This window comes from Arthrobacter sedimenti, from assembly GCF_042652025.1.
GTDB classification, from domain to species: Bacteria; Actinomycetota; Actinomycetes; order Actinomycetales; family Micrococcaceae; genus Arthrobacter; species Arthrobacter sedimenti.
The window spans coordinates 54,612-78,377 of the sequence record NZ_JBHSDQ010000002.1 but is presented as its reverse complement, the minus strand read 5'-3'; the positions used below and the strand labels follow the sequence as shown (position 1 = coordinate 78,377).

Below are 23,766 nucleotides of genomic sequence, written 5' to 3'. Positions count from 1 at the left end.
AGCCTACTGCCCGCGGTGATGGCTTCCTAGAATGGCAGGTGTGAAGCAGTCACCGGCTGCACCCCGCCGCAGTGAAGTCCTGGCCGCGCTGTCCCTCGCCATCGACCTGGGGCTCGGGCAGCCGATGGAGCACATGTTGCGGTCCTGCCTGCTGGCTCTGCGGATCGCCGGCGCGGCGGGAGTTGACGCCCCCGGCCAGGGCAGGCTCTACTACGCCAACCAGGTGGCGTGGATCGGCTGCCACGCGGATTCCTTCGAACTGGCGGCGCTGTTCACGGACGATATCGCCTTCCGCGCCGATTACTACAACCGCGACCAGCACGGACTGCCGATGTACGCCGGCATGTTCAGCCACGCGGGCGCGGGCTTGCCGCCGCTCGCCCGCGTTGCGTACTGGACGCGTTTCGCGGCCACGGGCAGCGCTGCGGTGCGCAACATTATTGCCTCGCACTGCATCTCCGCCGGGGTACTCGCCAGCAATGTAGGGCTCGACGGCGGCGTAGCAGGACTCCTAGCCCACACCTTTGAGCGGTGGGACGGCAAGGGCCTGCCGGAGGGAGTCGCTGGGCAAGACATTCCACTGGAAATGCGGATCATGCACCTCGCGGATACGGCCGAGGTGTTCCTGCGGCAGGAGGGCGTGGCGGGTGCAGTGGCGATGGTGCGGGCGCGCCGCGGCAGCCAGTTCGATCCGGCCCTGGCCGGGCTGTTCATCGACCAGGCTGAGGCGCTCACCGAAGGACTCCTCGACATCGACTGCTGGCAGGCGGCCCTGGACCTGGCACCCAACGACGCTCCCCTGTCCGGGACCCAACTGGACGCGGTGCTGTCTGCAGTGGGTGACTTCGCCGACCTCAAATCTCCTTACACCGCCGGGCACTCCCGCGCCGTAGCTGCCCTCGCAGCCGCCGCGGGCGAGGAGCACGGGCTGCCGGCCGACGATGTGACTGAACTCCGCCGTGCAGGATGGGTTCACGACCTGGGGCGGCTGGGAGTGTCCAACCAGGTGTGGGACAAGAAGGAGCCCCTTTCCAGGGCGGACCTGGAACGCATTCACATGCACCCGTACCTGGGAGAACGGATCCTCAGCCGTGTGCCCGGGCTGAAGGCCGAGGCGGCCCTGACCGGCCTGCACCACGAGCGGCTGGACGGGACCGGCTACCCACGCGGGATCGGCGGAACGGAGTTGGGGATCAAGCAGCGGATCCTGGCGGCTGCGGACTCCTACCATTCCTCTTTGGAACCCCGCCCGCACCGGGCCGCCCTCACACCGGCCGACGCAGCCGCCAGGCTGCGGCAGGAAGTTTCAACCGGCAGGATTGGCGGCGAGGCTGCCGACGCTGTGCTCACGGCGGCGGGACAGCAGCCCCACCACCGGCCTGCCGCTCCGGCCGGACTCACCCCCAGGGAATTGGAAATCCTCGGCATGTTGTGCCGCGGAATGACCGCGGCCGAGATAGCCGGCAGCTTGTTTCTCGCCCGCAAGACCGTCCGCAACCACGTGGAGCACATCTACACCAAGATCGGCGCAACCAACCGGGTGGGGGCCACATTGTTCGCGGTGAGGAACGGCCTGATCGAGCAGTGAACCTTCCACTGCTCCGGCGCGCGGCGGCACCCGCCCTGCTTCCGCCGTAGCACAGAAAAGGAGGCCGACGACGACACTAGGTGTCGCCGTCGGCCTCCTTTTTGCCTCCGCGGCGGGCTAAGCCGCTGCGGAACCAGGGCTTTAAGCCGCCGGGAGCGTGAGGTAGCTGCCCTCGACAGTGTTGGCGGGGACAACGAGAGCGCCGCCCGCCGTGACGTAGCTGCCACGTGTGGTGCGGGACAGGTTTCGGCTGTCGGGAACAGTGACGTAGCTGTCCCGGCCGACGGTCACGCTGCCGGCGGGAAGGGTCACGTAGCTCCCACCGCGCGGGGCGGGGGCGGCTTGGTTGGTGGGGAAGGTTTTTGCGGGTCGTTCGGCCAGCGTAGTCATGGGTTCTCCTCGGAATTTGGAATGAGGGGGATGAGGGCCATTCGGGTTGTTGTGTCGCTCAAGCAGGAAGGGCGGTGGCGAAGAAATCGCATGCCCTGCTGGCCCGGGAATGTTCACCGGTGCGGCACTCAAGGGCGGCGGTGACCTGTACTTAAATTTACGCGCTTATTACGAGCTACTCAAAATAAAGTGGGCAGACTCACCAGCCCATAGGACCGCTGCCACAGGCTGCCGCACCCTAGACAAAAAAGAGGCTGTGCATCGGATCGGACCCGCGTCACCGCCGACTGGCCCCGCTCGACCTCACGCCCAGTTCGTGCTGCTCGCCTGCGCCTGGTAACTCACTGCTCCGCCGGCTGACCCGTCCAACGGGGTGAGAGCCGTGTGACGCCCAGCTTTGGCGCCGGATGTCACACCGCCCACCGTCGGGGACCGCCTATGCGGGGTCCTCCACCTCCCAGTCCTTAACATCTGCATACGGAGCGAAGACGGACGCATCAAGCTCCCCGAATTCCAGGTTGTTGCGGACAAGGTGCGGCCAGTTCCGGTTGGCGAGGGCGCCTTTGCCCAAAGCGACGACGTCCGCTGAGCCGTCTGCCAGCATGGACACTGCGGTCTCCGGATCATCGAGCTTGCCGTTGGCGATCACCGGCACTCCCGAGTATTTCTTGGCCAGGGCCGCCAGTGTCTCGTCGGCATCCTCGAACGCCGGCTCGGTGGCGCGGTACTCCGTGGTGTGGACAAAATCGATCCCCGTCGCGCCTAGGGTGCTGAAAATGACTTCGGCTTCCGCCACTCCCCCGGCCCACTTGTGGTCGTTGTCGCTCACTTTGGCCTGGGAGATGCGGATCCCCACGGTCATGTCCGGGCCAACGGCTTCTCGGACGTCGCGGCAGATCTCCGCGGCGAAACGTACCCTGTTTTCCGCCGAGCCGCCATAGTGGTCCTCACGCTGGTTCAGGTAGTCCGTGAGGAACTGGTCCAGCAGATAGCCATTGGCACCATGGATCTCGACGCCGTCGAAGCCGGCCTGCTGTGCCCGCAGCGCCGCCGAGACGAACCCGTCCCTGACCTCCTCCATCTGGGCCTCGGTGATTTCAGAAGGAACGGGATACGGACCCTCGCCGCGGTAGAACCCCAACTGCTCCCCCTTGGGTGCCACCGCCGACGGCCCCACCGATGAGGTCACATACCGGTTCCCCTGGCTCTGCGCTCCGGCGTGCATCAGCTGCGCGAAGATTTTCGCGCCCGCCGCGTGGACGCCGTCGACAACTGCCGCCCAGGACCGGGCCTGTTCCTCCGTGGCGATGCCCGGCTGGAAGTGGTAGCCCTGGCTGTGGGCGGTGTCCGGGTGGATGCCTTCAGTGATCAGCAGCCCAAAGCCCCCGCGGGCGAACCCTTGGTAATAGGAAGCCATCCTTTCCGTAGCGAGCCCGTCCTGCGTGGCGCTGATCCGCGTCATAGGAGCCAGCGCAACCCTGTTGTCCAGCTCGGTGGAACCAATCCGGATGGGTGACCAAAGCGGGGAGTAATCCGTCATTCAAAAGCTCCTTGGGTTTGTTCGGGTGTATCCGGCAGCAATCCAGCCGCCCGCGCGGGCAGGCCCGCGTGGGCGGGGTCAGCTGCATACGCCAGGCGGCGCCGTCGCAAGTTCTCCAATACAGATGCGTCAGTAAAGCAGCCGAGCACTGCAGACCACAGTTCTTGAAGGGTCTGGCACTGGCTGGAATACCCCGCGGCACCGGTCAGCATCCAGCCGTCCTTTAAAGCAGTCACCTTCGGCGCGCCGGGGAGGCCGGCGCAGACCGCGTTGACCGCGCCTGCCACGATCAAGTGTTGCCGCATGGTCCGCACCGGCCCCAGGGCAGGGTCGGCCACGGTGGTCCTACCGCAGGCACCGCACATGTTGCTCTCTTTCCTTACGGCATGACGTCGCCGGAGTTGGGCCCCAGCGTTTGTCCGACGAACAGGTTTCCGCCCGGGTCGCTCGCCAGCAGCACCGCAGCAGGTGCTACTTCCTCCGGCGTCCCGAACCTCCCCAGCGGCAGCTCGGCGCGCTTCGCCGCCTTCCAGCTTTCCGAGATGCCCTCCACGAGCGGCGTCTCAATCGGTCCCGGCGCGATGCAGTTGACCAGCACATTGTCCGCAGCCGTTTCCAGGGCAAGTGCCTTGGACAGCCCCACGACGCCAGCCTTAGCGGCGCTGTAATGCGTCAGCCCCACCCCGCCCTTGATGGCCAGTTGGGAGGCGATGTTGATGATGCGGCCCCACTTGCGCTGCCGCATCTCCCCCACCACCTCCCGGCAGCACAGGAACACACCGGTCAGGTCCACCGTCAGGGTCTCGTTCCACATGGCCAGGGACATGTCTTCCAGAGGAGACTCCGTCAGCAGGCCCGCGCTGTTGACCAGGACGTCGATGCTTCCCAGCCTTTCCCGGGCCTCGGCGAACGCGGCCCGGACGCTGTCTTCGTCGGCAACGTCCACGCGGATGGTTCCGTCCCCTGCGGCCCGGTCGAGTACGGCGACCCGGTCGCCGTTGGCCCGGAAGGCCTCGGCGATGGCTTTGCCGATACCGCTGGAACCGCCGGTGACCACCACCCCGCGGCCGCTCCCGGCTGGACCGTGACCCGAAGCCTGGTCAGCAGCATTGGTCGGTGTGTTCATACTGTTCTTTCCTTCCGGCGCCTGTGTCAGGCGCGCATCTTGACGGTGAGGCCGCCGTCAACCACCAGGGCCTGGCCGGTGATGTAACGGGAATCGTCGGAGGTGAGGAAGCCGATCACGCTGGCAACCTCCTCCGGCTTTCCCACCCGGCCCCAAGGAATGTCGTTGCCTGCACGCTTCAGCCCCTCGGGACCCAGCGAGTTAACCGGGTCCAGGGACTGAGGGGTCTCAATGAGGCCGGGGATCACGGCGTTGGCCCTGATCTGGCGCGGGCCCAGCTCCACGGCCACGCTGCGGACCAGGCCCAGGACCCCCGCCTTGGCTGCGGCATAGTGGGCATGTTCCTCCCACCCGTACACGCCGCCGGCGATGGACGAGACCGCAACCAGCGCGCCGCCGTCGGACATCCTCTCCGCCCCTGCCCGCAGCGTGCGCAGCACGCCGGTGAGGTCCACGTTGAGCATGTCGTGCCAGCGTTCGTCCGTCATCTCCCCCAGCGGGGAATTGCGGAGGATCCCGGCGTTGGCGATGGCGTAGTCCAGCCGGCCGTATTCGTCCACGGCCCGCTGGGCCAGGGCGTCCACGGACGCGGTGGTGCGGACGTCCACTTCGTGGATCACGGCCTCTCCGCTGGCGTCCTTAACCAGCCGGAGGGTTTCCTCCGGATCGTGGGGATCGCCCGGGAAGGTGCCGATGACGGACGCCACGCCCTGGCGGGCGTAATGGACGGCCAGGGCACGGCCGATACCGCTGGCGGCACCGGTGATGATGGCGACTTTGTTATGCGACGTCATGCGGGTGGTCCTCCATCAGTGCTTCGGCAGGGGGCTTGGCGGCGAACATCAGCAGCCCAGAGAGCAGGGTGCCGGCGGCGCCAACCCACAGGGCGGCGGTGCCGGTGCCGCTCCCGGCGGCGATGGCGGTGAAGATGGCACCGCCAAGGATGGTTCCGGGCTGGCTCATGGCGCCGATGAACGCCGTTCCGGTGGCCCGGCAGCTCACCGGGTAGCACTCGGCCATGAAGTACTGGATGGCCGCGTACGGCCCCACCAGGAAGAAGAGGCCGGCGCCGTAGGTGATGATAATCATGACCGGGCTGGTGGCGATGGGGCTGAGCATGATGGCGAAGGAAATGCCGGAGAGGATCCAGCCGCCGATGATGGTCCGCTTACGGCCGATCTTGTCACCGAGCCAGCCGTGGAAGACGTAGCCGAAGTAGGCCAGCATGTTGATGACGATCAGCATCCAGAACGCGTCGGACAGTTCCACGCCCTTCGCGTTCTTCAGCACCGAGCTGCCCAAAACGCTGAAGATGGTGATGCCGAAGAAGTTCACGATCCAGGCGATGGAGAAGACGATGGTGTTCCGGCGCAGGTGCGGCTCCCAGATGCGCTTGAGCGGGGCTGCCGAGGAGTGCTCCACACCGTAGGCGTGGGCGAGGGCGTGGGCATCCTCTGACTTCCCGTGCTTTTCCAGCTCGGTCAGCTTGTGGTGCAGTTCGAACTGGGGCGTTTCCTTGAGCTTCTTGGCGATGGTCCAGACGATGATGGCGGCCGGGATGGTGGCCATCAGGTACAGGGCACGCCAGCCGAGGGAGGGCAGGAAGGCCAGGGCCAGTGCGCTGGCGAGCAGGAAGCCGAGCGGCCAGCCGCCTTGGATGAAGGAGTAGTGGAAGCCGGGCCGCTTGCGCTTATCCGCCACTTCGGTGACCTGGTACACCTCGTTCATGTACGTGGCGTTTACCGCCTGCTCGGAGAATCCGAGCCCGCCGAACGAACGGATCACCACCAGCAGGGCGTTGCTGAGGAACGGGATGCCCGTGGGGATCAGCGCGGTCAGGCCGGAGACGACGGCGGTGCCGCCGATGGTGGTCATCATGCCTTTGCGGCGGCCCAGCCTGTCGATGACAGGTCCGATGCCGAAGCAGACAATGGCGGTGCCCACGGCGATCCAGGTGTTGATGGCGTAGGCCTCGGGGGCGGACCAGCCGAATTCCTGCTGCATTGCCGGCAACAGGGTGCCGAACAGGCCGTAGTCGAAGACGGCCACGGTCCAGGCGAGCAGGGCAAGCACTGTGGCGGTGGAGGTGTTGCGCTTGGAAAAGACCGGGAAGCGGCGCTTCTCATCCGGCCGGGGCTGCGTCAGGTCAACAGCCGGTTCTTGGATGCTCATGACTTGCTGTCCTTTCGGGGGCTGCGTGCCAGGAAGGAGTCGGCGATCTGGTCAAAGGTGCACCAGCTGACGCCCTCATGGGAGTTGATGTGTTCGATGAGGCGCTCGAGCATGAGGAGCACCTGGGGACGGCCGGAGACGTCCGGGTGGATGGTCATGGTGAAGACGGCCTGGTCCATTTCGCGGTACACCCAGTCGAACTGGTCGCGCCACATCTGTTCGATGTCGCGGGGGTTGACGAACCCGTGCGAGTTAGGTGATGCCTTGATGAACATCATGGGAGGCAGGTCATCGAGGTACCAATTGGCAGGGATTTCCACCAGGTCCGTTTCCTCCCCGCGCACCAGCGGCTCCATCCATGTCTGCGCGTCCTTGGTGTAGTCGATCTTCTTCCACGAGTCCCCCACGCGGACGTAGTACGGCTCGAAGTCGCGGTGCATCAGCGAGTGGTCGTATTTGATGCCCCGTTCAAGGAGGATTTCGTTGGTGACCGGCGAGAATTCCCACCACGGCGCCACGTAGCCCGTGGGCCGGCGGCCGGATACCTTTTCAATCAGTTCGATGGCACGGTCCAGGATGGCGGTTTCCTGTTCCCGCGTCATGGCGATGGGATTTTCGTGTGAATATCCGTGGACGCCGATCTCATGCCCGGCGTCCACGATCATCTGTGTCAGTTCGGGGAAGGTCTCGATCGAGTGGCCCGGCACGAACCACGTGGCCGGGAGGTTGTATTTCTGGAAGAGGCGGACCAGGCGCGGTCCCCCGACTTCACCGCTGAACAGGCCGCGGCTGATGTCACACGGTGAGTCCTCGCCTCCGTAAGAGCCGAGCATGCCCGCCACTGCGTCAACGTCGACGCCGAACGCTACTTGAATGTCCTTAGCCATGAGTATTTCCTTTCGATTCGTTCAACTGGGATGTTCTGGGTGTCAGGCGGAAGGTTCAGGAGGCCTCCCTCTTTGGGTAAAGACTTCGGTGATCCACTCCCGGTCCGGGTTGATCCTGAGCAGGAGGTTGAGCAGGATCAGTGACTGCGACGGGCGGAGGTGGCCGGAGCTGATGGCCCCGGCGGCGCGCAGGTCCTCACCACCCCCGCCGGCCCCGTAGATGGGCACGACTGGTCCCGCATCCACACGGGTGCTGGTGATCACCACGACGCCAGACGCCACCGCGACGGCGACCTCGGAGCAGAGGCTGGTGTTGGCATTGCCGCTTCCGGTACCTTGCAGGACGATGCCTGCCGCTCCTGCTTCAAGGGCGGCGTGCATCAGGGTGGAGTCCGCGCCGGGGTAGGCGGCAACGAGGTCCACCCGTGGGGAGCGGCCGCCCGGCTGGGGCAGGGGCAGGGCATCGGGCCTGCCGGCGCTGCCGGCCATGGCAATCTCTCCTCGGGCTGATACCTGGCCAAGTACCCCGAAATCGGGGTTTGCAAAGGCATTGAGCCGAAGAGTTTGGCTTTTTCGGGCCCCGGCGGCAGGGAAGACGGTGCCGGCAAACTGGATCATCACGCCTTGTCCCCGCGCGTCCTCCGAGCCGGCGACGGCGATGGCCCGGGCCAGGTTGTCCGGCCCGTCGGGAGTTTCGGAATCGGCCGCCCGTTGCGCACCGGTGAAGACGACGGGCTGCTCGCCGTTGTGCATCAGGTCCGCGAGGTAGGCGGTCTCCTCCATGGTGTCCGTTCCGTGGGTCACCACCACGCCCAGGACATTGGGGTCCTGGAGGACCTCCTTGATGGTGGTGCAGATCCTGAGCATGTCCTCGAACGTCAGGAGGTAGGAGCCCTTCTGGAACACGTCCAGCACCCGCACGGGGTGGGACACAGGCGAGCCGAGGGCTTTGAACACCTGCTCGCCTGTATCGGAGGCTACGGCGCCGCCGGCTTCGGAAGCCCGCGATGAGATCGTGCCCCCCGTGGCCAGCAGCACCACATGTGGGTCGGTAAATGTCATTCCAGCTCCGGGGTTGGCGCGAGGTCCGCAACCCAATCGTTTGGGTAGCGTTCCAGCGAAGAACGGGCGTTGCTTTTGAAGACGAGAGGGGCGGCGCAGGGGTGGGCGCCGGAAGGGGCTCAAGGATTGCTACCCAAACGTTTGGGTTGTGCTGATGAATGACTCTAGGATTGTGAAGGGGGTCACGTCAAGGGTTACTTGGAACCCTTTTTTGGAGCAGGCCGGGGCGGCCGACCTGGACTACAGTGGCCCGAGGGGGCAGGAGAAGAACATGAAAGAAAACGCCGACGGCGGCAAAACGGTCACGCTGAAGGATCTGGCGCGCGAGCTGGGCGTCCACCCCTCGACTGTTTCCAGGGTCCTGCATTCCGGGTCCGATGTGGCCAAGGGAGCCGCCTCGGCTGCCACCGCCAAGCGCGTCCGGGAACTGGCCCGCAAGCTTGGCTACTCCCCCGATCCGCAGGCCGCCAGCCTCCGCACCCGGCGCACCAAACTGCTCGGCGTCATCGTCCCCCGGCTTTCGGACCTGGTCCTGGCCATCATGTACGAGGGCATTGACGAGGCGTCAGCCGAGGTGGGGTACTCCGCGTTCGTGATGAACTCCCGCGACGACCCGGAGGAACAACGGCGGAAGATCGACCTCATGCTGGCACGCCGCGTGGACGGCCTGATCATTGGCGATGCCCACCTTGACGGCGGCCTTTTGCAGGAACTGACGGACCGGAAGGTCCCGTTCGTGCTGATGAACCGGCGGGTGCCGGGTTACCCGTCCGCCACCTGCGATGACGTCGTCGGCGGCGAACTCGTTGCCAGCCACTTGTGGGAAATGGGCCACCGGCAGGTGGCGGTCATCGCCGGCGAACCCTACGCAAGCACCGCCGTCGACCGCACTGCAGGCTTCCTGGACCGCTGGCGGTCGCTGGGCGGAACCATCTCGGATGATGATGTGGTCTGGTCCAGGTTCGACACGGCCGGCGGCCGCGAGGCCGGGGAGAAGATCCTTGCCAGCGGCAGGCCGCGTCCCACCGCGATCTTTGCCGTCAACGATTTCGCCGCCATCGGAGCGATGGGCGCCCTCCGCTCCCGCGGCCTCACCGTAGGGCAGGACGTGGCAGTGGTGGGCTACAACGACACCTCCCTGGCGGCCGAACTTCCCATTCCGCTCACCTCGGTCCACTCCCCCATGGCGGACATTGGACGGACCGCCGTAAAGCTCATGCAGGCGGTTCTCAGGGGCGAGAATCCCCCGCCAGAGCGGCTGGAGCCAACCCTGTTCGTGCGCGAAAGCAGCGCCGCCAGGGCACCTGCGGAGATGGCCGCTAACTAGGTTCACACCAACTGGTGTCGCGATAACTAGGTTCCGGCGGCCACGATCCGCAGGGCCAGCAGGCAGGTGGCCCTGACTTCGCCGTCGTTCAGGTCCACCTGCAGCAACTCCTCAATCTTGCGCAGCCTGTAGGTCAGCGTGTTGCGGTGGATGAACAGCTCCCGGCAGGCCTCGCGGGCATTCCCACTGTGCCGCAGGTACACCTCAAGCGTCTGACGCAAGGAGGTGCCGCCGTCGGACATCAACGGGGCAAGCAGGCGCCCGGACATTGCCACGAGCCCTGCCCCGGGCAGGCCCTGCACCACGCCGGCAAGGTCCGCCACCGGCGCCTGCTGCAGCCCTGGCTCGCCCACCCGGCGGCGGGCCAGCTGCAGCACCAACGGCAGTTCGTCCAGGTTCGCGCATTCGGAGACGACGGCGGACAGTTCCGGCGCGTCCTGGAAGGACTTCCCGACGGCTTCCATCAGCTCCGTCCCGTCTTCCCCGCGCTGCACCAGCACGGTGGTAAGGCCCGCCTCCTCCATGAACCGCACCGTCCTGTATTCGGTCTGCAGGCCCACCCGCACGCGCCAGGCGATGGTCCGGAGCTTGGCTGGTGCCACCTCCCCTGCGCCGCCGATCAGCACCGAGCCCCACTTCCCGTCCGGTTCGAACCCGGCCTCCGCGGCGTAGCGCCGCAGGGCCGGGCCCGGAGTTCCCCTGGCTTCGTAGAGTGCCTCCATGAACCGTGCGGCTTCCCGTGAATGCAGGGGCGACCGGGAACCAAGCGTGTAGCTCAGCTGCATGGCAATGACGGCGGCCACCGGGCCCAGCAGTGGCTGCAGGACCAGGCTGCTGGTTATCCCCTCGATGGCCAGCTTGAACCGGAGGGTTGAGCCGCTGGGCAGGCTCAGGGTTGTCCGGGCCGTTCCGCCCCCGGCCGTCCCTGCCGACAAAAGCTCGAACCCGTTGTGGTCCAGGACTGCCACCCGCGCCTGGATTGCGGTTGCCACCCGTTCCAACACCTGCGCCAGCGAATGGCCGCCCGCTGCCAGCCTGGTGCACTCATCGGCCAGATCCCACCCGGCGCGCAGTTCGGCGTAACGCTCCGCGGCGATGAGCTGGTCCACATGCCTCATCACCTGGATGAACGGCACCTCCGGCGGCAGTTCAAGCAACGGAAGGCCGTGCTCTTCGCAGGCCTTCACCAGTCCCGGCGGCAGTTCCCGATGCGCTGCGCCCAGGCCGAAAACGAGGCCCGACACGGGCACGGACATCAGCCGCTCAACGTAGGCATCCCAGATGCGGTAGTCCCGGACGTTGAGGCCCATCCCGTTGGTCAGCAGCAGCGCGTTCACGCTAAGGAAGGGCGTGGGGTCCATGTGCTCCGTGGGCGCGCACCAGGCAATCGGACGGTTTAACCGCCCCTGAGCGCCGGGCACGGCAAGGCGGATGTTCAGCGCGGAGTCCGCGACGAGATCGGCAACACGCATGGCAGTTCCTCCTGAGTAGTGCAAAAAGCATAATCGGCCTGCCCATCTTCGGCGATCCGCCCAATTCCAGCGGGCTCCCCGCCTCTGTACCGTTGCCTGCATGCAAAATAACGTGACGGAAACCACGCCTGCTCAGGTGCTCCTCAATTCGGACATGGGTGAAGGCTTTGGATTGCACGAGTTCGGCAATGATGCCGCCCTCATGGAGATCATCGACGTTGCCAACGTCGCCTGCGGCTACCACGCCGGGGACCCGGACGTCATGAACCGAACGGTAGCCCTTGCCGCCGAACACGGCGTGGCTGTCGGGGCGCATCCCGGCCTCCCGGACCCTATGGGTTTCGGCCGCCGCCGCATGGTCCTCACCCCTGAAGAGGTCGAGACGATCATCCTGTACCAGACAGGGGCCCTGACCGCCTTCCTGGCCAAGAACGGGCTGTCCCTCAACCACATCAAGCCCCACGGCGCCCTCTACGGCATGCTCGCCGGGGACGAAGAACTGATGCAGGCGGCAGCCGGAACAGCCAAACAATTCGGAGTTCCGTTCTACGGCCTCGCTGGCACCGCGCACGAATCCGTGTGCCGCGCCATGGGGGTGGAGTTCGTCGCCGAGCTCTACGTGGACCTCAATTACGGCCCGGCCGGTGAGCTCCTCATCCAGCGCCGCCCCGCCCCCACGGACCCGGACGCCGCAGCGGAACGCGTCAGCCGCGCGGTGGCAGGCGAGCCCGTCCTCGCCGTCGACGGCACTCCCCTCAACATCGCCTTCCAAAGCATCTGCGTCCATTCCGATGCCCCCAACGCCGTCGACGTCGCCTCCGCTGTACGCAAGGCGCTCACCTCGTCCCGATCCACCCACTCCTGAAAGCGAGCAGCACAATGGCCACGATCGTTTCACCCCTCCCCGGAGTCTTCTACCGCAAGCCCGGACCGGGCAAACCCCCGTTCGCCAATGAAGGCGACACCATCGAAGTCGGCCAGACCATCGGGATTGTGGAAATCATGAAGCAGTTCACCGAGATCCAGTCAGACGTCGCCGGGACCCTTGAATCCTTTGAAGTCAACGAAGGCGACATGGTCAACCCGGGCGACTCCATCGTCGTCATCCGGGAAGGATAAAGGCAGCCCATGAAACTGTTTATCGCAAACCGCGGCGAAATCGCCGTGCGGGTCGCCAGGACCGCCCGCGAGATGGGTATCGAGACCGTCCTGGCGGTCAGCGAGCCCGACGTCGAATCCCTGGCAGCCCGATCGGTTGACCACTACGTGGTGGTCGGCCCGGCCATGGCAACCGCCAGCTACCTGAATCAGGACGCCCTGGTGGCCGCAGCCCTTGAGCAAGGATGCGATGCAGTGCACCCCGGCTACGGTTTCCTCTCCGAAAACGCCGACTTCGCCCGCAAGGTGGCTGAGGCAGGCCTGACCTGGGTGGGCCCGAACTCGGACACCATCGCCATGATGGGCGACAAGTCGCTGGCCCGGGAGGCTGCAGCCAAGGCCGGCGTTCCCGTGCTCCGGGGCTCCGACGGGCCCTTGGACCCGGAGGCGGACGCCCTGGGAGTCGCCCGCGGCATCGGCTACCCGCTGGTGGTGAAGGCATCCGCCGGCGGCGGCGGAAGGGGCATCCGGTTCGTGCACGAGGAAAGCGAACTACTGGACACCATCGAAATGGCCCGGGGCGAAGCCGCCGCGGTCTTCGGCGATGACACGGTCTATCTGGAACGCTTCGTGGAGCATGCCCGCCACGTTGAAGTGCAGGTCCTCGGTGACGGAACTAACTTCATCCACCTGGGCGACCGCGACTGCTCCATGCAGCGCCGTTCGCAGAAAGTTGTGGAGGAAGCTCCTGCCCCCGACCTTCCGGAGGCGGTCCGGGCCACCATCCGGGAGTCGTCCGTGGCTCTTGCCCGCGAGTGCGGCTACCACGGAGCGGGAACAGTGGAGTTCCTGTACGACCCCGCCAACCATGAGGCAGCGTTCATTGAGATGAACACCCGCATCCAGGTGGAGCACCCAATCACCGAACAGATCACCGGCGTGGACCTGGTCCGGGAGCAGCTACTGATCGCCTCCACCGGATCCATGTCCATTACGCAGGACGACGTGCACTTCAACGGCCACGCCATCGAATGCCGCATCAACGCAGAAGACCCCAACCACCACTTCTTCCCCAGCCCGGGAGTCATCAAATCCCTGGAATGGCCCTCGGGTGAGGGAATCCGGGTGGACACCGGAGTGGAGGCGGGCTCGGTGGTGAGCCCGTACTACGACTCGCTCCTGGCAAAGCTGATCGTCCACGCCGCCGACCGCGATGCCGCCATCGCGGCCACCCTCGCGGCGTTGGAGGAAACCCACATTGAAGGGGTCAAGACCACCGTCCCCGTGCACTTGGCACTGCTGGCACGCCCCGAATTTGCCGAGGTCACCCACCACTCAAAGTTCATAGAAACCGCAGCCGACCTGTTGGGGGCGAAATGACCACCGAAGCAGCCGTCCTCCCCGGAGCCCGCTACACCTGGGGCGGCGATGAGTTCCTGTTCGTCGAAGTTTCCGAGGCCATGAGCCTACCCGCGAACTTCAAAGTTATGTCCATAGCCGGCAAGCTCTCCGAGGCCCGGCTGCCGGGAATCGTGGACATCTGCCCCGCCAATGCCTCCCTGCTGGTGCGGTTCGATCCCGACGTCCTGCCGCCGGAACAGCTGGAAGCGGCGGTGCGTGGGATCGAGAGCGACCTGTCGTCCCACCAGGAGCGGGCGCTCGAAACCCGAATCGTTGAAGTCCCGGTCTGGTACGAGGACCCCTTCACCGCGGAAGTTGCAGAACGCTTCCGTGAAGGGTTCCACCAGGAGCCCGAAGGCAGCGACATCGACTACGCGGCCAAGGTCAACCATCTCAAGGATGCTGCGGAGTTCATCCAGCGGCACCATGAACAGCCATGGCTGGTGTCCATGGTTGGCTTCGTGGCCGGGCTGCCGTTCCTGTTCCAGCTGGTGGACCGCGAGAAACAGCTGGAGGTCCCCAAGTACCTCAGCCCGCGGACCGACACCCCCAAACTCACTGTGGGCCACGGCGGATGCTTCGGCTGCATCTACTCCGTCCGCGGCGCCGGCGGGTACCAGATGTTCGGTGTGGCCGCAGCCCCCATCTTTGATCCAGACCAGGCCCTGGCGGACTTCAAGGACTTCATGGTGTTCTTCCGCCCGGGGGACATCGTGAAATTCAAGCCGGTGACGGAGGCCGAGTACAACGACATCCAGGCCGAGATCTCCGCCGGGACCTTCCGCTACCGGCAGGCGCCGGTGACCTTCGAGCTGTCCAAGGCACTGGCCGACCCCGAAGGCTACAACCGTGAACTCATGGAGGCCCTCAATGGCATTTGAAATTGGAAACCCCGGCCTGGCCACCACGGTCCAGGACCAGGGGCGCACCGGCCACTACAACGTGGGCATCCCGCAAAGCGGCTCCATGGACCAATACTCCGCTGAGCTCGGAAACGCGCTGGTGGGAAATACGGCCCGGGAAGCGGTCCTGGAATGCACCTACCTTGGCCCCGTGCTGACCACCGACAGCGATGCCGTCGTCGCCGTCACGGGCGCGCCCGTGGAGGTGAAGGTCAACGGGGAGCCGCGGCCACAGTGGAGCCGCCTGGAGCTGAAGGCCGGGGACCAGCTGTCCTTCGGCGTCATCCGGGGCGGCACCCGCTACTACATCGCAGTCCAGGGCGGCATCGACGTCCCGGAGGTGCTCGGCAGCCGGTCCACGTACAGCCTCGGCGCGATCGGTGGGTTCAAGGGACGGAAGCTTGAGGCAGGTGACGTGGTCCCCGTGGGCGCTCCCCTGAACGACGGAAAACTCCCCCAGGCCGACAGTGTCCCTGAGGAGTTCCGGCCCGTTTACGCCAAGGAACAGGAAGTCCGGATAGTGCTGGGGCTGTATGACCACCGCCTCACCGACGAAGGCCTGGCCAATCTGCTCAACGAGGACTGGAAGGTGACTCCGGTGGCTGACCGGATGGGCCTGCGCTACTCCGGCCCAGGGGTGAAATGGAAGGAGCGGGAACAGCCTTTCGGCGCCGGCTCGGACCCTTCCAACATCGTGGATGCAGGGTACGCCGTGGGGTCCATCCAGATTCCCGGCGGCACGCAGCCGATCATCCTGCACCGCGACGCCGTCTCCGGCGGAGGCTACGCGATGGTGGGCACGGTGATCAGCGCCGACATGGACCTGGTGGCCCGGGCAGCCCCCGGAACGGCAACCCGGTTTGTGGCTGTCAGCATGGACGATGCCCTTGAGGCGCGGCGGGATCTTGCCGAGCGCCGCAACAAGGCATGGGCGGCACTGGGCGCCACCCGCTGATCAGCTCAGGCCGGACCAGCCCACAGCAACGAGCTGGACCGGAAGCAGAAAGCAGGCCGGTGCCACGCAGGGGGCGCTGGCCTGCTTTAGCGTGCGATATGCCACTTCCCCGCTCGATCCGGAATAGCCCAGCCAGGCCAACTGGTTGTCGCAACCATGAAGGCAATCACTTACAGCTCATACGGAAATCCGGACGTCCTCGAATACGGCGAGCAGCCGATGCCGAAGGTGGGGCCCGGGATGGTCCTGGTCAAGGTCAAGGCAGCCGCAGTGAACCCGGTGGACTGGAAGATCATGGCTGGCGGACTGGACCAGGTCATGGACCTGCAGTTCCCCGCCATCCCCGGCTGGGACGTGGCCGGCGTTGTGGAATCGATGGGCATCGACTCCCGGCAGTTCCAGCCCGGCGACGAGGTCATCGCCTACGGCCGCAAGGACTACGTCCACGGCGGCAGCTTCGCCGAGTACATTGCGCTTCCGGAGCGCGTGCTGGCCAAGAAGCCCGCCTCATTTGACTGGAACGAATCTGCTGGCCTGCCGCTGGCTGGCCTCACCGCCTATCAGGTCCTCAACCGGCTGGGCCTGAAGTCTGGGGAAACGGTCCTGATCCATGGCGGGTCCGGGGGCGTAGGGTCCCTTGGCATCCAGATCGCCGTGGCCCTGGGCGCCAGCGTCATCGCCACCGCCTCGGAGAAGAACCACGAGTTCCTCCGCTCCCTCGGCGCCGAGCCTGTCGCCTACGGGGAGGGACTCGCGGACCGCGTGCGCGCGCTGCGCCCCGAGGGCGTGGAGGTGGTGGCCGACTTCGTCGGCGGGAACCTGCAAGCCACGCTGGCGGTGCTGGCCGAAAACGGCCGCCACGCCTCCATTGCGGACAGCGACGTGGAAGAGCACGGCGGCGAGTGGATGTGGGTCACCCCGGTGGGCTCCGACCTGCAGGAACTGGCTGACCTGGCGGACAGCGGCAAGCTCCGCGTTGAGGTTGCCGAGGTCTTCCCGCTGGATAAGGCCGCCGACGCCTTCCGCTCCAACATGGAAGGCCACACCCGCGGCAAGATCGTGGTTTCCGTCGACCAGGACTCCTGACCTGACAGCGAGTGAAGGCTCCGCCCCTAAGGGGCGGGGCCTTCACTGTGTCCGAAATTCACGGCTCCATACAGGCCAAGCCCACCTCTGGACCGAGCACCCGAACCAGCTGGCCGTCGCCCGACAGGCCGGTACGGACGTCAAGATGGCCCCGCAGGTCCTGCGCACCCTGGAAGCCAAAGGACTGATCGAACGGGAAGTGGATCCGGCCGACACCCGAGCCAAACGGCTGCGCGTCACCCGGGCGGGAGCTGACGTGGCACCTCGCGCGATTGCCGCCGTCGAACTAGCGGACGCCCAGTTCTTCCAGCCTGTCCCCGTCAAGGACGCGGTAAGCCTTCTCCGCCGTCTGGCCCGGCCCGAGATTGAAGAGGCCGATCCGCCGTCGGGTTCTGCCTGACTTGCCGTCCCTGGTTTGTCCTAGTTGCCCGTATTGAACGCCGGAGTCCCCGCCAGCCGGCCGCCGTCGACGGCCAACACGGTACCAGTGACAAAGCTGGACTGTCCGGAGCACAGCCATACCGCTGCGGCGGCAACGTCCGCAGTGGTGCCGATCCGGCCCAGAGGCACGGATGCAGCCACCCGTTCCTGGGCCGCCTGCTCTGCTGCCGCCAGGCGGTCCGTGAGGATCGGCCCCGGGGCGATCGCGTTGACCCGGATCCCCCGGGCGGCGTAATCAAGGGCCGCCACCCGGGTCAGTCCGCCCACACCGAATTTGCCGGCGACGTATCCACTCAGCCCGGCCACGCCCTGTTCTCCGGCGGTGGAGGACAGGTTCACGATCGCCCCTCCGGTCCCGCCGGCCAGCATCAGCTCGATTTCGTACTTCAGGCACAGGAAGACACCGCGGAGACTGACGGCGAGGGCACTGTCGAAATCGGCGCTGGCCCATTCGGCGAGCGGCGCCGGCGGCCGACCACCGCCTGCGGCGTTGTTAACCGCGGCATCCAGCCGCCCGAATCGCTGGCGGACCTCGGCCAGGAGCGCCCTTACCGAATCCTCACTGGTCACATCCGCCGGCACGGCCACTGCGCTGCCGCCGCTCCGGCGGATGGCCTCGGCCTGACTGGACAGGGCGTCGCCGTCCCGGGCTGTCAGCACCACCTCCGCTCCGGCGTCGGCAAATGCGGTAGCAGTCGCGGCGCCGATGCCCCTGCTCGCTCCGGTGACCAGCACCACCTTGCCGGACATCTGACTGTCCCGCCCCGCCACGCCGTGCTCCGCCGTCGTCATCGCGACGCCGCCTGCGTGCGCCCTTCCTGGTTCGCTGCCGCGCGCCGGCTAGGCAGCAGGAAACCGGCTGCGATCAGCCACACAAGCCCGCCGAAGCGCCCGATCGGGAGAAGGAACTCGAGCGGCTCGAAGACCATCGAAAGGAAACTCAGTTCGGACAGGGCCGCGATGACCAGGCCGGCCCACGCAAGCCAGCGCGGCAGGAAGCCAAGGATGAGGGACGGGACGGCGATGCCGGCCACGAGCAGGCCAAGCCCCACCACGAAGCCCACCCCTGCGGTGAGGAACGCGAGGAAGGCGAGCGCCTGTGCCAGGGCCGTGTCCGCCGTGATTTCGGGACGGCCCAGCAGCCACGTGATGAGCCCCGACAGCATGAGGAACACCGCCGCGCTGATGCCACCGAAGAAGCCGATGGCCGGTCCGGGGACGCGCACGCCCAACCGAAGCTGCCGGGCATAGACCGTGGCGGCAAAGATCCCCAGGGGCACAGCCGAACCGAACTGCAGCATGCCGGCCACCTGCGCGGCCACGCCGTACCGGCGGAAGAATTCCGCCACGTCAACCGCTGGCGCAATCGGGGAAACAAACCATTGGCCGCCGGCGACCACGGGGATTGCCGCCAGGCTGGCCAGGAAGATTCCCAGGCTGACACTGGCAAGGACCCCGGGATGTGGCCCGCCGGATCGGGCTCCGTTCCGCCCATTCAACACTGCACGATCAGTCATGGCTGCACCCTTCCACTCGGGCTATGGCTGCACAGGAACTGCGTCACTACTAAAATGGTTCACCTGGAGAATTATTCTGTCAAGGATGTATTCTTGAGCCATGAACCCAACCGCCGAAGGTCAGTCGAAGCGCGCGGCTTTCCTCCTGTCCCAGCTCGGAGCGGTGGCATCGTCCCGGTTTGCCGACCGCACCCGCGAGATCGGCCTTACGCCGGGCGACGCCGGAGTCATCCGCCTCCTGGGCCGCGCCCCGGGGCTGAGCCAGCGGTCCGTCGCGGAAAAGTTGGGCATCGTTCCCAGCCGGGTGGTTCCGCTTATCGACTCGCTTCAGGGACGCGGCTTGGTGGAAAGAGTCCGCAGCAGCACGGACCGGCGGAATTACGAACTGCACCTCACCCAGGCGGGCCGGCAGGTGCTGCGTGAGCTGCGCGGGATCGCCGAACAACACGAAGCGGAACTCCTGGCACCCCTGACGGGCGAGCAGGCCGCACAGCTGGGCAGCCTGCTCGCGCAGCTTGCCGACGGTCACGGACTGGACCGGGACCTTCACCGCGGCACGGTCAGCCAGCAGGGCTGAAGCAGGCACAAAGTAGGGCATTTCTCCCCTGTCCCCCACCCGCCGCCAGGGCTAGCCTGACCCGCATCATCTTCCACCGCCGTCGAGGAGTTGCCATGGCCGGGTTTGTGCAGATCGTTGAATTCACGTCCTCCCGCATCAAGGAGATCGAAGAGCTGGGCCGCCCCTCACGAACCGAGGGAAACACCGCGCCCACCTTCCGCCGCATCGTCGCCACCGCGGACCGGGACCATCCGGGCCACTACTTCACCATCGTCCACTTCGATTCCTTCGACTCGGCCATGGAGAATTCCGGCCGTCCGGAAACCTCGGAGTTCGCTGCCAGAATGGCCGCACTGTGCGACGGGCCGGTGACCTTCCACAACCTGGACGTCATGTGGGAGGACACCGGAGACGGAACGGGCAACGGCTGAGGGCAGGACATGGCGTCCGTAACTCCCGTGCACGGACAGGGTGGAGCCGGAACAGGCCTCGTTGCCGATCTCAAGGACCTGGCCGCGGCATCGCTGGCCACCGTGGGCGGCAAAGCCCTCAACCTGGGACGGCTCGCCGCAGCCGGCTTCCCGGTTCCGCGCGGCTTCTGCCTGACCACGGACGCATACCGCCTGGCCGTGCCAGAGGAAATGGATGCCATTGCCGCCCGTCTGGGCGGCATGAACGGCTTTGACCAGGAAGAACAGCACGACGGCGGCCGCGGACTTCCGGACGAAGAGCGGAACCAGCTCGCACGGTCAGCCCGGGAGACGATGGCGGCAGCACCGATACCGCCCGAGGTCGAAGCCGCGATCACTGACGCGTACACCGCAATGGGCGGCGGCCCGGTTGCGGTGCGGTCTTCCGCCACCTCCGAAGACCTCCCCTTCGCCAGCTTCGCCGGGCAGCAGGACTCCTTCATGGACGTCGTCGGGCCCGACGCCGTTGTGCAGGCTGTCCGGAACTGCTGGGCCTCGCTCTGGACCGACCGCGCGGTGGCCTACCGCGCAGCCAACCGCATCAGCCAGCGCGAGGTGAGCCTCGCCGTCGTCATTCAACGCATGGTCCCCGCCGTCACGGCGGGCGTCCTGTTCACCGCCAACCCCGTCACCGGTACGCGGACCCAGACCGTCATCAATGCCTCCGCCGGTCCCGGGCAGGCTGTGGTGTCCGGGGCGGTCAATCCGGACCACTTTGTCCTGGATAGCGCGTCTGGCCAGGTCCTGCAGCGGCCGCAGGACGGCGGGCCTGCCCTCACAGACGCAAAGCCGCGGGAACTGGTTTCCCTTGGCAACGCCGCCCAAAAACTGCTTGCCGCACCCCAGGACGTGGAATGGGTGATTGACGGCGGCGGCAAGGCGTGGCTGACCCAGTCGCGGCCCATCACCACGCTGTATCCGCTCCCTGGGGAAGCAACACCCGGCCCGGCCGCCGACGCGCAGACCCACGCCTACCTCTGCGCCACCCTCCTGCAGGGGCTTACCCGCCCCATCACGCCCATGGGCCTGTCCGTCCTCGGCATCATGCGGAACACCAAGGGGCCGTGGAAATACGCCTCCCCGGGACTGCGCCTGTATGTGGACCTGACGCCGGTGATGCGCAACAAGTACGGCCGCCGGTGGCTGCTGCGGATGCTGCCGCTGGCGGACGGCAGGTCTGCGGCGGTCTTTCCCGCGTTGCTGGAGGACCCCCGGTTCAGCGTTGTCCGGTCCACTCCCGGCAGGCGGGGCAGAACGCGCCGCCGCGGGGCGCCGGCAGCGGGAGGAAAGACGAAGCCGGTGGCCGGAATCAGCAGCCTGTGGACCATCGTGGCCCTTTTTCCCGCCATGGCCCGGGCAGTTCTGCGGCCGGAAGCGGAACTGCGCCGGGCACGGCGGTACAAAAAACAGTTGGAAACCCTGCTGAAACTGGCAGAACCGGCCACGCCCGAGCAGCGGCTGCAGCACGCGGAGGGCGTCCTGGGCAGCACGGTTGACGGGATCATCGAGTCCTCCCTGCCGGGTCCGTCCGCCGGGTACGTGATGCTGGCCGCCGCCCGCAGGCTGCTGCGCGGGATCGCCAGGCCGCGCGAGCTGGAGGCAGTGCTGCGCGGGCTGCCGCACAACGTGACCACCGAGATGGACCTGGAGCTGTGGCGCCTGGCCGTGGGCGTTGGCCAAGATCCGGACGCCCGCTACATGTTCATGGAGCTGCGGCCGGACCAGCTCGCGGCCCGTTACCGGGCGGGCACCCTCCCCCGGATTGCCCAGGAGAGCCTGCGCGGGTTCCTGGCCAGGTACGGCCACCGCGCCGTGGCGGAGATTGACCTCGGCGTGCCGCGGTGGGCGGAGGAACCGGACCACCTGCTGGGCATGGTCACGAACTACCTCCGCGTGCAGGACCCGGAGCAGGCACCGGACCGCCAGTTCGCCCGCGCCGCCGACCACGCCGATGAGCGCGTGCGCGAGCTCGTGGGCAAGGCCACGGCCCGCAGCCGGCTGCGGGGGCAGCTGGTGGCGCTGTGCCTGCGCCGCGTGCGGCAGCTGTCCGGGCTGCGGGAACTGCCCAAGTTCTACATCGTGCTGGTGATGGCGGAGATGCACCGGCAACTCGACGCCATCGGCGGCGAGCTGGCGAAGACCGGCTCCATCGCCGCCGCCGGCGACGTCTTCTTCCTGGACTTCGACGAACTGCGCGTGGCCCTTCGCGGGGCGGACCTCCGGAAGCTGGTGGCTGACCGCCGCAGGATGTACGACGTCGAGCTGCGGCGCCGCCACGTCCCGCGCCTTTTGCTCTCGGACGGCACCGACGTGGAGGCTGCCGTGGCGGCACGGACCGCCGCGCTTTCCCAGGCTGCCGCCGTCGACCGCCTCACGGGCACCCCGGCGTCGGCCGGCACCGCCACCGGCAGGGCCCGGGTGATCCTGGATCCGGTGGGCGCCCACGTGGAACCGGGGGAAATCCTGGTGGCCCCCTCCACCGATCCCGGCTGGACCCCCTTGTTCATGACGGCAGGGGCCTTGGTCATGGAGATGGGCGGCGTCATTTCCCATGGCGCGGTGGTGGCCCGGGAGTACGGCATTCCCGCGGTGGTGGGCGTCGCGGACGCAACCACTCAGCTGCGCGACGGCCAGGTGGTGACAGTGGACGGGGCCACCGGCACTGTCACGTGGTGACGCCGGTTGGGCCCCGATAAAACTCCCGGAACTTCCCAGAGGGACGGGACTTAAGCCCTGTTTGCAGCGGCCCGGCCAGCCCTAGACTTAAAGCGCCTGCAGGTAACCATCAGATGACGCCGGGTTGTTCAGGACATGGGAATGTCCGAGCCTTCTCTTAGCGAGATCGCGAAGGTACCTGCAGGTTTTGTGTGTCCTGGAATCCGTTCGCGAAAAGCCCGCCGGCACCGGGACTTAGGGCCTTGCGGCGTCGGAAAAGCAGGCGTAACACTATTAATACGTTCTTCGGAAGAAGGACGGGAACGAACAACAAGGGAACCCTGGAACACACAGTGGATCTGGTCCACCGTGGTCTGCCGGTGACGAGGCAGGAAGCACCGGGATTTCCGCAAGTTCGGGAGATGATGTTCGTCATAACGGAATCAAAGAGTCGAAGCCCCTTCAGCAATGCTGGTGGGGCTTCCCCTATTTGCGGTTAGGCGGGTAGGCACCGCGGTTCACTTCCTACGCAGTTAGGCTGTTCGGGCCTCAATCAGAAGGCCGGCAACCCTGCGTGCAGTTGTTGTTCCCTGTCCGGCTTCACGCAGTCGCATCGCCAGGACGCCGGTGACCACGAGCAATAATTCATCGGCCAGCGCCTGGGCTTGGCGCCCCACAACGGGCACGGCGAGTTCGGCAAGCCGGGTTTGATACGCGTTGGTGTCCTCCCGCACTGCCTCGAGGATTTCGGCAGGCGCATCGGCATACTCGGCGGCAGAACCAAGGAATGCACACCAGCGCGCACCACCAGGGCGTGCCATGAACTCGTCCAGCGCATCGAAGACCGCCAGCAGTTTTCCCCGGGCTGTTGCCTGGCGCTCAATGGCCCGGTCCCATGCAGCAAGCCATGCCTTATGACGTCTGGTGAGGGCTGCTGCCACCAGCGCTTCCTTACTTGGGTAGCCGCGGTAAAGCGTGGCCGCCGATACACCTGCCCTGTCAAGGATTACGTCAACCGGTGTAGCGGCGATTCCGTGGGTGAAGAAGAGCTCCTCCGCAGCATCCAGCAGCTTTTCCTCGGTTTTTGAACGAATACCCATGGAAATAGCCTAGGCTAT

General features: G+C 66.4%; 24 protein-coding genes. 12 read left to right on the top strand and 12 right to left on the bottom strand.

Annotation, left to right across the window (positions count from 1 at the left end; translation table 11 throughout):
- The first annotated feature begins 40 nt into the window (after positions 1-40).
- On the top strand, positions 41-1,588 hold the full coding sequence (locus ACFO0G_RS05715; protein ID WP_376976744.1) for an HD domain-containing phosphohydrolase: 1,548 nt from the start codon (positions 41-43) through the stop codon (positions 1,586-1,588).
- A gap of 141 nt (positions 1,589-1,729) precedes the next feature.
- On the opposite strand, the gene ACFO0G_RS05710 is transcribed toward ACFO0G_RS05715, so the two are convergent.
- The 8 genes from ACFO0G_RS05710 to ACFO0G_RS05675 form a co-directional block, all read right to left on the bottom strand.
- The gene (locus ACFO0G_RS05710) at positions 1,730-1,978 is read right to left on the bottom strand and encodes a hypothetical protein (RefSeq protein ID WP_376976743.1); all 249 of its coding nucleotides are present in this window, start codon (positions 1,976-1,978) and stop codon (positions 1,730-1,732) included.
- A 436-nt stretch (positions 1,979-2,414) separates the two neighbouring features.
- The gene (locus ACFO0G_RS05705) at positions 2,415-3,518 is read right to left on the bottom strand and encodes an oxidoreductase (protein WP_376976742.1); all 1,104 of its coding nucleotides are present in this window, start codon (positions 3,516-3,518) and stop codon (positions 2,415-2,417) included.
- Positions 3,515-3,856, bottom strand: coding sequence for a hypothetical protein (locus ACFO0G_RS05700; protein WP_376976741.1), 342 nt, complete (start codon positions 3,854-3,856; stop codon positions 3,515-3,517). Before ACFO0G_RS05700 ends, ACFO0G_RS05705 begins: the two co-directional genes overlap by 4 nt.
- Positions 3,857-3,897: 41 nt before the next feature.
- Positions 3,898-4,644: an SDR family NAD(P)-dependent oxidoreductase gene (locus ACFO0G_RS05695; RefSeq protein ID WP_376976740.1), complete on the bottom strand. Its 747-nt coding sequence runs from the start codon at positions 4,642-4,644 to the stop codon at positions 3,898-3,900.
- Between the two features lie 26 nt (positions 4,645-4,670).
- Positions 4,671-5,438, bottom strand: coding sequence for an SDR family NAD(P)-dependent oxidoreductase (locus tag ACFO0G_RS05690; protein WP_376976739.1), 768 nt, complete (start codon positions 5,436-5,438; stop codon positions 4,671-4,673).
- Complete coding sequence (locus ACFO0G_RS05685) at positions 5,425-6,816, bottom strand: MFS transporter (protein ID WP_376976738.1); 1,392 nt, start codon at positions 6,814-6,816, stop codon at positions 5,425-5,427. Before ACFO0G_RS05685 ends, ACFO0G_RS05690 begins: the two co-directional genes overlap by 14 nt.
- The gene (locus ACFO0G_RS05680; RefSeq protein ID WP_376976737.1) at positions 6,813-7,703 is read right to left on the bottom strand and encodes a polysaccharide deacetylase family protein; all 891 of its coding nucleotides are present in this window, start codon (positions 7,701-7,703) and stop codon (positions 6,813-6,815) included. Before ACFO0G_RS05680 ends, ACFO0G_RS05685 begins: the two co-directional genes overlap by 4 nt.
- Before the next feature lie 42 nt (positions 7,704-7,745).
- A complete protein-coding gene (locus tag ACFO0G_RS05675; RefSeq protein WP_376976736.1) occupies positions 7,746-8,765 on the bottom strand; it encodes an asparaginase in 1,020 nt (339 codons plus the stop codon).
- Between the two features lie 271 nt (positions 8,766-9,036).
- On the opposite strand from ACFO0G_RS05675, the gene ACFO0G_RS05670 reads away from it, so the two are divergent.
- Entirely contained in the window at positions 9,037-10,092 is a 1,056-nt protein-coding gene (locus ACFO0G_RS05670; RefSeq protein WP_376976735.1) for a LacI family DNA-binding transcriptional regulator, read from the top strand.
- 26 nt (positions 10,093-10,118) lie between these two features.
- Here the strand turns inward: ACFO0G_RS05670 and ACFO0G_RS05665 are convergent, their stop codons facing one another.
- A complete protein-coding gene (locus tag ACFO0G_RS05665; protein WP_376976734.1) occupies positions 10,119-11,564 on the bottom strand; it encodes a PucR family transcriptional regulator in 1,446 nt (481 codons plus the stop codon).
- Between the two features lie 100 nt (positions 11,565-11,664).
- On the opposite strand from ACFO0G_RS05665, the gene pxpA reads away from it, so the two are divergent.
- The 7 genes from pxpA (at position 11,665) to ACFO0G_RS05630 (ending at position 17,406) form a co-directional block, all read left to right on the top strand.
- Positions 11,665-12,429 (top strand): 5-oxoprolinase subunit PxpA, encoded by a 765-nt coding sequence (gene pxpA, locus ACFO0G_RS05660; protein WP_376976733.1) that lies wholly within the window; start codon positions 11,665-11,667, stop codon positions 12,427-12,429.
- 14 nt (positions 12,430-12,443) lie between these two features.
- Complete coding sequence (locus ACFO0G_RS05655) at positions 12,444-12,683, top strand: acetyl-CoA carboxylase (RefSeq protein WP_018770516.1); 240 nt, start codon at positions 12,444-12,446, stop codon at positions 12,681-12,683.
- 9 nt (positions 12,684-12,692) lie between these two features.
- Positions 12,693-14,042 (top strand): acetyl-CoA carboxylase biotin carboxylase subunit, encoded by a 1,350-nt coding sequence (locus ACFO0G_RS05650; protein ID WP_376976732.1) that lies wholly within the window; start codon positions 12,693-12,695, stop codon positions 14,040-14,042.
- Entirely contained in the window at positions 14,039-14,944 is a 906-nt protein-coding gene (locus tag ACFO0G_RS05645; RefSeq protein WP_376976731.1) for a 5-oxoprolinase subunit B family protein, read from the top strand. The genes ACFO0G_RS05650 and ACFO0G_RS05645 overlap by 4 nt, the downstream gene beginning before the upstream one ends.
- Entirely contained in the window at positions 14,934-15,920 is a 987-nt protein-coding gene (locus tag ACFO0G_RS05640; protein WP_376976730.1) for a 5-oxoprolinase subunit C family protein, read from the top strand. Before ACFO0G_RS05645 ends, ACFO0G_RS05640 begins: the two co-directional genes overlap by 11 nt.
- Before the next feature lie 156 nt (positions 15,921-16,076).
- A complete protein-coding gene (locus ACFO0G_RS05635; RefSeq protein WP_376976729.1) occupies positions 16,077-17,006 on the top strand; it encodes an NADP-dependent oxidoreductase in 930 nt (309 codons plus the stop codon).
- Positions 17,007-17,151: 145 nt separating this feature from the next.
- Positions 17,152-17,406: a MarR family winged helix-turn-helix transcriptional regulator gene (locus ACFO0G_RS05630; RefSeq protein ID WP_376976728.1), complete on the top strand. Its 255-nt coding sequence runs from the start codon at positions 17,152-17,154 to the stop codon at positions 17,404-17,406.
- A gap of 20 nt (positions 17,407-17,426) precedes the next feature.
- Here the strand turns inward: ACFO0G_RS05630 and ACFO0G_RS05625 are convergent, their stop codons facing one another.
- Both ACFO0G_RS05625 and ACFO0G_RS05620 read right to left on the bottom strand, forming a co-directional pair.
- The gene (locus ACFO0G_RS05625; RefSeq protein ID WP_376976727.1) at positions 17,427-18,239 is read right to left on the bottom strand and encodes an SDR family NAD(P)-dependent oxidoreductase; all 813 of its coding nucleotides are present in this window, start codon (positions 18,237-18,239) and stop codon (positions 17,427-17,429) included.
- Entirely contained in the window at positions 18,236-18,964 is a 729-nt protein-coding gene (locus ACFO0G_RS05620) for a hypothetical protein (RefSeq protein WP_376976726.1), read from the bottom strand. The genes ACFO0G_RS05625 and ACFO0G_RS05620 overlap by 4 nt, the downstream gene beginning before the upstream one ends.
- Before the next feature lie 100 nt (positions 18,965-19,064).
- On the opposite strand from ACFO0G_RS05620, the gene ACFO0G_RS05615 reads away from it, so the two are divergent.
- The 3 genes from ACFO0G_RS05615 (at position 19,065) to ACFO0G_RS05605 (ending at position 22,669) form a co-directional block, all read left to right on the top strand.
- A complete protein-coding gene (locus tag ACFO0G_RS05615; protein WP_376976725.1) occupies positions 19,065-19,541 on the top strand; it encodes a MarR family winged helix-turn-helix transcriptional regulator in 477 nt (158 codons plus the stop codon).
- A 95-nt stretch (positions 19,542-19,636) separates the two neighbouring features.
- Complete coding sequence (locus ACFO0G_RS05610) at positions 19,637-19,954, top strand: hypothetical protein (protein WP_376976724.1); 318 nt, start codon at positions 19,637-19,639, stop codon at positions 19,952-19,954.
- A 9-nt stretch (positions 19,955-19,963) separates the two neighbouring features.
- Positions 19,964-22,669, top strand: a complete 2,706-nt coding sequence (locus ACFO0G_RS05605) for a PEP/pyruvate-binding domain-containing protein (RefSeq protein WP_376976723.1) — start codon at positions 19,964-19,966, stop codon at positions 22,667-22,669.
- Positions 22,670-23,181: 512 nt separating this feature from the next.
- Here the strand turns inward: ACFO0G_RS05605 and ACFO0G_RS05600 are convergent.
- Positions 23,182-23,748, bottom strand: a complete 567-nt coding sequence (locus ACFO0G_RS05600; RefSeq protein ID WP_376976722.1) for a TetR/AcrR family transcriptional regulator — start codon at positions 23,746-23,748, stop codon at positions 23,182-23,184.
- Between the last annotated feature and the right edge of the window lie 18 nt (positions 23,749-23,766).

What these genes read in the sequence shown, in the direction of transcription:
- ACFO0G_RS05680 (WP_376976737.1), bottom strand. Translation starts at nt 7,703, where the DNA reads ATGGCTAAGGACATTCAAGTAGCGTTCGGCGTCGACGTTGACGCAGTG.
- ACFO0G_RS05635 (WP_376976729.1), top strand. Translation starts at nt 16,077, where the DNA reads ATGAAGGCAATCACTTACAGCTCATACGGAAATCCGGACGTCCTCGAA.
- ACFO0G_RS05710 (WP_376976743.1), bottom strand. Translation starts at nt 1,978, where the DNA reads ATGACTACGCTGGCCGAACGACCCGCAAAAACCTTCCCCACCAACCAA.
- ACFO0G_RS05605 (WP_376976723.1), top strand. Translation starts at nt 19,964, where the DNA reads ATGGCGTCCGTAACTCCCGTGCACGGACAGGGTGGAGCCGGAACAGGC.
- ACFO0G_RS05685 (WP_376976738.1), bottom strand. Translation starts at nt 6,816, where the DNA reads ATGAGCATCCAAGAACCGGCTGTTGACCTGACGCAGCCCCGGCCGGAT.
- ACFO0G_RS05615 (WP_376976725.1), top strand. Translation starts at nt 19,065, where the DNA reads ATGAACCCAACCGCCGAAGGTCAGTCGAAGCGCGCGGCTTTCCTCCTG.
- ACFO0G_RS05610 (WP_376976724.1), top strand. Translation starts at nt 19,637, where the DNA reads ATGGCCGGGTTTGTGCAGATCGTTGAATTCACGTCCTCCCGCATCAAG.
- ACFO0G_RS05640 (WP_376976730.1), top strand. Translation starts at nt 14,934, where the DNA reads ATGGCATTTGAAATTGGAAACCCCGGCCTGGCCACCACGGTCCAGGAC.
- ACFO0G_RS05665 (WP_376976734.1), bottom strand. Translation starts at nt 11,564, where the DNA reads ATGCGTGTTGCCGATCTCGTCGCGGACTCCGCGCTGAACATCCGCCTT.
- ACFO0G_RS05645 (WP_376976731.1), top strand. Translation starts at nt 14,039, where the DNA reads ATGACCACCGAAGCAGCCGTCCTCCCCGGAGCCCGCTACACCTGGGGC.
- ACFO0G_RS05690 (WP_376976739.1), bottom strand. Translation starts at nt 5,438, where the DNA reads ATGACGTCGCATAACAAAGTCGCCATCATCACCGGTGCCGCCAGCGGT.
- ACFO0G_RS05630 (WP_376976728.1), top strand. Translation starts at nt 17,152, where the DNA reads ATGGCCCCGCAGGTCCTGCGCACCCTGGAAGCCAAAGGACTGATCGAA.
- ACFO0G_RS05695 (WP_376976740.1), bottom strand. Translation starts at nt 4,644, where the DNA reads ATGAACACACCGACCAATGCTGCTGACCAGGCTTCGGGTCACGGTCCA.
- ACFO0G_RS05600 (WP_376976722.1), bottom strand. Translation starts at nt 23,748, where the DNA reads ATGGGTATTCGTTCAAAAACCGAGGAAAAGCTGCTGGATGCTGCGGAG.
- ACFO0G_RS05655 (WP_018770516.1), top strand. Translation starts at nt 12,444, where the DNA reads ATGGCCACGATCGTTTCACCCCTCCCCGGAGTCTTCTACCGCAAGCCC.
- ACFO0G_RS05620 (WP_376976726.1), bottom strand. Translation starts at nt 18,964, where the DNA reads ATGACTGATCGTGCAGTGTTGAATGGGCGGAACGGAGCCCGATCCGGC.
- ACFO0G_RS05705 (WP_376976742.1), bottom strand. Translation starts at nt 3,518, where the DNA reads ATGACGGATTACTCCCCGCTTTGGTCACCCATCCGGATTGGTTCCACC.
- ACFO0G_RS05625 (WP_376976727.1), bottom strand. Translation starts at nt 18,239, where the DNA reads ATGACGACGGCGGAGCACGGCGTGGCGGGGCGGGACAGTCAGATGTCC.
- pxpA (WP_376976733.1), top strand. Translation starts at nt 11,665, where the DNA reads ATGCAAAATAACGTGACGGAAACCACGCCTGCTCAGGTGCTCCTCAAT.
- ACFO0G_RS05650 (WP_376976732.1), top strand. Translation starts at nt 12,693, where the DNA reads ATGAAACTGTTTATCGCAAACCGCGGCGAAATCGCCGTGCGGGTCGCC.
- ACFO0G_RS05675 (WP_376976736.1), bottom strand. Translation starts at nt 8,765, where the DNA reads ATGACATTTACCGACCCACATGTGGTGCTGCTGGCCACGGGGGGCACG.
- ACFO0G_RS05670 (WP_376976735.1), top strand. Translation starts at nt 9,037, where the DNA reads ATGAAAGAAAACGCCGACGGCGGCAAAACGGTCACGCTGAAGGATCTG.